Raw genomic sequence first — 5,336 nt, forward strand, 5'->3', positions numbered from 1 at the left:
ATGGTGATTCGCCCGAGCCGTTCTTCGGCTTGAAGCTCTTGATCGACGCCCAGGCTTCGATCAGCGTGCCATCGACAGAGAAGTGGTCCGTTGACAGCAGCCGCTTTACCTTGGGCTGCGAAAGGATCGCACCCAGGAACTTCGCGGCGATGTCGCCTTCCAGCAGCCGGTCGCGGTTCTTCGAAAACACCGAATGGTCCCAAGCTGGATCGTCAATGCCAATGTCGACGAACCAGCGGAATAGAAGGTCGTATTCCAACCGCTCCATCAAAAGTCGCTCAGAGCGGATTGAATAGAAGGCTTGCAGAAGCATGGCGCGCAGAAGCTTTTCAGGCGCGATCGATGGCCGCCCGATCGGCGAATAGAGCGCTGCGAACTCCCGTTCCAGCAAAACGAGCGCGTCGTTCACGATCTGCCGGATTGCCCGCAGCGGATGATCACGACGAACACGATCCTCCAGATCGACATAACTGAAGAGTTGACCTGTCCTCACATCGCCGCCACGCATCCATCAACTCCGAATCTCCACAAAGCCAATGAATCACGACCAAAGTCTTCACGCCAGGCCTTTTTCAACAGCCTGCTAAAACAAAACAAGGTGTTCACACTTTGTATATTTCGCCGCTAAAGGCACTTGCGGTCGATATTCATCGAAATCTGACCATACCCGTCGAGGAAATGGGGCTCGACATTACGATTGAGACCCGGACTGGCGATACACCTGCACATAAGCGTCAGCGCCAGAAGCTTGTGCCGCCTGACATTCTGCTGACGACGCCGGAACAGCTTGCACTTCTGATTGCCTCAAAAGAGGCAGAGCAGTTTTTCAAGGGCTTGCGTTATGTCGTGCTTGATGAGCTACACTCGCTGGTCATTTCCAAACGCGGTCATTTGCTGGCGCTGGGGCCTGCGCGTTTGCGCCGACTGCAACCACAATTGCAAACCATTGGACTGTCGGCAACTGTGGCGCAGCCTGACGAATTGCGTCGCTGGTTGGTCGAACACGATGGCACAGAGCCGAAATCCGGTCTGGTCACGGTTGATGGTGGTGCCAAGCCTGAAATTACCATTCTCGATTCAGAGGAGCGGGTGCCGTGGGCAGGGCATTCCTCCCGCTATGCCATCCCGGATATTTATGAGGCGGTCCGCGCCCATCGCACGACGCTGCTGCTGCTGTTCGTCAATACGCGCAGTCAGGCAGAGATGCTGTTTCAGGAGCTCTGGCGCGTCAACGAGGATACATTACCAATCGCCCTGCATCACGGCTCGCTGGATGCCAGCCAGCGCCGCAAGGTGGAACAGGCGATGGCTGCCAACACATTGCGTGCAGTGGTTGCCACCTCGACGCTTGATCTTGGCATCGACTGGGGCGACGTCGATCTGGTTATTCATGTCGGTGCGCCAAAGGGGGCGAGCCGTCTTGCGCAGCGTATCGGTCGCGCCAATCACCGTATGGATGAGCCGAGCCGCTCCATTCTTGTGCCCGCCAATCGTTTCGAGGTGATGGAGTGTCGGGCAGCACTCGACGCCAATTATCTTGGCGCACAGGATACGCCGCCGCTGATCGATGGCGCGCCGGATGTGCTGGCACAGCATGTGCTGGGTATGGCCTGTGCCGAGCCTTTCAACGCCGATCAGCTCTATCGGGAAGTGCAAAGTGCTGCGCCCTATTCAAATCTCGCGCGCGAAACCTTTGATCAAATTCTCGATTTTGTGGCAACTGGCGGCTATGCGCTCAAGACCTATGAGCGCTTTGCCAAAATCCGCAAAACTGTCGATGGCATATGGCGGGTTTCAAACCCGCGCATCGCGCAGCAATATCGCCTTAACATCGGCACGATCGTTGAAGCGCCAGAGCTGAATGTCCGACTCACGCGTGGCGGTAAGGGAGCCAATGCCCGTGCCGTTGGAAGGGGCGGGCGTGTTCTGGGGCGCATCGAGGAATATTTCCTCGAAACGCTGACGCCGGGCGACACATTCCTGTTCGCAGGCAAGGTGCTGCGGTTTGAAGGCATTCGTGAGAACGAATGCATCGCTTCCAATGCTGCGGGACAGGACGCTAAAATCCCAATCTATGCTGGCGGTAAATTCCCGCTTTCCACCTATCTCGCATCGCAGGTGCGCGCGATGCTGGCAGATCGTTCGCGCTGGCAGTTTCTGCCGCAACAGGTGCGCGAATGGCTGGAAGTGCAGGCATTCAAGTCGGTTCTGCCGCGTGAAGACGAGTTGCTGATTGAGACTTTCCCCAAAGGCGGGCGGTTCTATATGGTCGCCTATTCCTTTGAGAGCAGGCTTGCGCATCAGACGCTCGGCATGTTGCTCCCCCGTCGTCTTGAGCGCATGGGCGCGCATCCGCTCGGGTTTGTCGCCACCGATTATTCGCTGCGGCTGTGGGGCCTCAAAGACATGGGCGCGATGATCGGGTCAGGCAAATTAAGCCTTAAGCGGCTGTTCGATGAAGACATGCTGGGTGACGACCTCGAAGCCTGGCTTGATGAAAGCTATCTTCTGAAACGCACCTTCCGCAATTGTGCCGTGATTTCGGGGCTTATCGAGCGACGGCATCCGGGGCTGGAGAAGACAGGCCGTCAGGTGACGGTCTCGACCGACCTGATCTATGATGTGCTGAGAACCCACGAACCGAACCATATTTTGCTACAGGCAACGCGCGCCGATGCTGCGACCGGGCTTCTGGATATCAAGTGTCTTGGCGACATTCTGGCGCGTGTGAGGGGTCATCTGCTGCATAAGCCGCTGGACCGCATTTCGCCGCTGGCGCTGCCTGTGATGCTTGAAATCGGCCGCGAGCGTGTGGCTGGTGAGGGTGATGAAATGCTGCTTGAAGAAGCAGCCGATGATCTGATCAGAGAAGCGATAGGATGAGCACAGCAGTCTGGGGAAATGGTGAAGCTTATAGTCTGGCGCATGCGGAATTGCGCGGCGTTGCGACGATCTATGATCCGTGTGGCGCGCTTTTCCTGCCAGACCTGCATATGCTGGTCGTTTCCGATCTGCATCTTGAAAAAGGTTCGTCTTTTGCCCGACGTGGCCAGCTCATACCACCTTATGATACGGCCGCGACGCTCGACATGCTGGCTGCTGTCATTGCTCGCTATCAGCCGCGAACCGTTATCAGCCTTGGCGACAGTTTTCACGATCCAAAGGCCAGCGAGCTGCTGCCGTCGCTATATGCAATCCGTCTCAAATCGTTGATGGAACGTCGGGACTGGTTCTGGATCACCGGCAATCATGATCCTGATCGCCCTGCTGACTTGCCCGGCGACTGTGTTGAGGAACTTGCAATTGGACCACTGACTTTCCGGCATGAGCCATCGCGCATAGAAGCGAAGGGTGAGGTGGCAGGTCATCTTCACCCGGCAGCGCGCATCGTCCGGCGAGGACGGGCGGTGCGACGTCCATGTTTTGCAAGCGACGGCGAAAGGCTGATCATGCCTGCATTTGGTGCTTATACAGGAGCGCTCAATGTGCTGGATCGCGCTTTTCGCGGGCTGTTCGTTGATGCAAGCCTGCGCGCCTATATGTTGGGACAGGGTAAGATTTACCCGATTGCGCATGGCGCGCTGGTTGGTGGCTGAAGCATTTTATGGGCACAGGATTCCGAAAAACGATCCCCGCTTTTTGGGATGTGCATTAATCTTTTCTGAAAAGAATACGCCCGGCCCAGCCTGTGAAGACAGCCAGGAACACGGCAAACAAGCCGTAATAAAAGCTGTATTTATGGGCAGCATCATAGATGCTTTGCTCGACACCGGCTTTCACGATTTCAAGGCTTGCATTGGCTTCGCGCAGGAAAACACCATTGCGAAACAACAAAGCCCGCGCCTTGTGACGCCCAACCGGCACATTGGCCGAGAGGTTCAGCGTTGCGCGAAACAGGGTGCGTGAGAGAAACTCAACGCCGCCAATGCGCTGGCTATAAAGCCCTTGCCGCATTTTCATCTCACGCAATTCGTTTCCGAATTTGGGGATGTTGCCTGACAGGCTGGATGGGTCTTCCGGTCGAAGGTAGAAATTGCGCACACCGACCGAAAGCTGGCGGTAAAGCTTTTCTTCTGCGATGTCCTGCAGATTGCGGGTTGATGCGAGCGAGTAGGACAGCGGTACGCCGAGGAAGGTTTCGGAATCCGCATTCACCCAGACACCGAGATAGCGTTCCTTCTTACGCACGACAAGATCGCGCGAAGGGCCTTGCAGCACGACGATAATGTCGTAGCGACCCTGACGCTGGATCAATGGATCGGCATTGTCGAGTGCGCCGAAAATCGTGAGATCTGTGCCGCCGAAATTGGAAGTAATGGCAATCGTTTCGGTCGAAAGGCCGATTTCGATTGTTTCTTCAGACGGGTTCTGCAACTGCGGCACGCCGTTGCCATCGCCGCTTGAATTGGTCTGGGCCGATGCTGCCGTAACGCAAAAAAATAATGCAGATATGAGCGTGAGTTTCCTCATGTCACATATCCGCAATTGAGATCGAGAACAGATTGTCAGGCCGCACGAAGAGGCCGAAAGCGAGACGCAGGCCCACCGCAAGAACCAGCAGTGCCAGCAACAGGCGCAGCTGTTCACCGCGCAGTTTCTGTCCGGCACGCGCACCATATTGCGCACCGATCACGCCGCCAAGCATCAGCAGGAACGCCAGCACAATGTCGATGGACTGATTGGTCGTTGCCTGCATGACCGTGGTAAAAGCCGTAACGAAGGTGATCTGAAACAGCGACGTGCCGACAACAACATTGGTCGGTACATGCAGCAGATAGATCAGCGCGGGCACCATGATGAAGCCGCCACCGACACCCATCACAGATGACAATAAGCCGATGAAAAAGCCGATGCCGAGCACTGGAATGATGCTGACATAGATGGTTGAAGCGCGGAACCGCATCTTGAATGGCAGCTTGTGTATCCACGTATGCTGGCCCGGGCGGCGGATTGCGCCTGCCTGTCCTTTTTTCACACGGCGCAGCGCACGTACGCTTTCAACCAGCATCAATCCACCGACCGTGCCCAAAAAGAAGACGTAAAGGATCGAAACAATCAGATCGAGCTGACCGAGATCACGCAGCCACGAGAAAACAAAGATACCGAGCAATGATCCAACAATACCGCCCGCAACCAGAAATAGCCCGAGCTTGATATCAAGCGTTCGTCGTTTGAAATGCGCTAACGCGCCGGAAACCGACGATGCGATGTAAGCGCCCCAGAATGGGTGGCGGATAACATAGCCCACTAGATTCACAGAATGAGCAAATCATGATTCACTCTGGTGATGAAGAAGAAGCTGCCTTCGGTTGAACACGTTGAGACGCTCTCGCTTT

At 55.9% G+C, this 5,336-nt stretch carries 5 protein-coding genes; 2 read left to right on the forward strand and 3 right to left on the reverse strand.

The window, feature by feature from the left end:
- On the reverse strand, positions 1 to 508 hold a 508-nt coding region (locus tag GAK38_RS23300), incomplete at its 3' end, for a transposase (RefSeq protein WP_325346951.1).
- 32 nt (positions 509 to 540) lie between these two features.
- Between GAK38_RS23300 and GAK38_RS23305 the strand changes: the two genes are divergently transcribed.
- On the forward strand, positions 541 to 2,883 hold the full coding sequence (locus GAK38_RS23305; RefSeq protein ID WP_325347269.1) for a ligase-associated DNA damage response DEXH box helicase: 2,343 nt from the start codon (positions 541 to 543) through the stop codon (positions 2,881 to 2,883).
- Positions 2,880 to 3,596, forward strand: a complete 717-nt coding sequence (pdeM, locus tag GAK38_RS23310; protein ID WP_325347266.1) for a ligase-associated DNA damage response endonuclease PdeM — start codon at positions 2,880 to 2,882, stop codon at positions 3,594 to 3,596. The genes GAK38_RS23305 and pdeM overlap by 4 nt, the downstream gene beginning before the upstream one ends.
- A gap of 55 nt (positions 3,597 to 3,651) precedes the next feature.
- On the opposite strand, the gene GAK38_RS23315 is transcribed toward pdeM, so the two are convergent.
- Positions 3,652 to 4,470, reverse strand: a complete 819-nt coding sequence (locus GAK38_RS23315; RefSeq protein WP_325347267.1) for a TIGR02186 family protein — start codon at positions 4,468 to 4,470, stop codon at positions 3,652 to 3,654.
- Between the two features lies 1 nt (position 4,471).
- Positions 4,472 to 5,248, reverse strand: a complete 777-nt coding sequence (locus GAK38_RS23320) for a sulfite exporter TauE/SafE family protein (RefSeq protein ID WP_325347268.1) — start codon at positions 5,246 to 5,248, stop codon at positions 4,472 to 4,474.
- Positions 5,249 to 5,336: the final 88 nt, after the last annotated feature.

It is taken from the genome of Xylophilus sp., assembly GCA_009914555.1.
GTDB lineage: Bacteria > Pseudomonadota > Gammaproteobacteria > Burkholderiales > Burkholderiaceae_C > WNDY01.

What these genes read in the sequence shown, in the direction of transcription:
- pdeM (WP_325347266.1), top strand. Translation starts at nt 2,880, where the DNA reads ATGAGCACAGCAGTCTGGGGAAATGGTGAAGCTTATAGTCTGGCGCAT.
- GAK38_RS23315 (WP_325347267.1), bottom strand. Translation starts at nt 4,470, where the DNA reads ATGAGGAAACTCACGCTCATATCTGCATTATTTTTTTGCGTTACGGCA.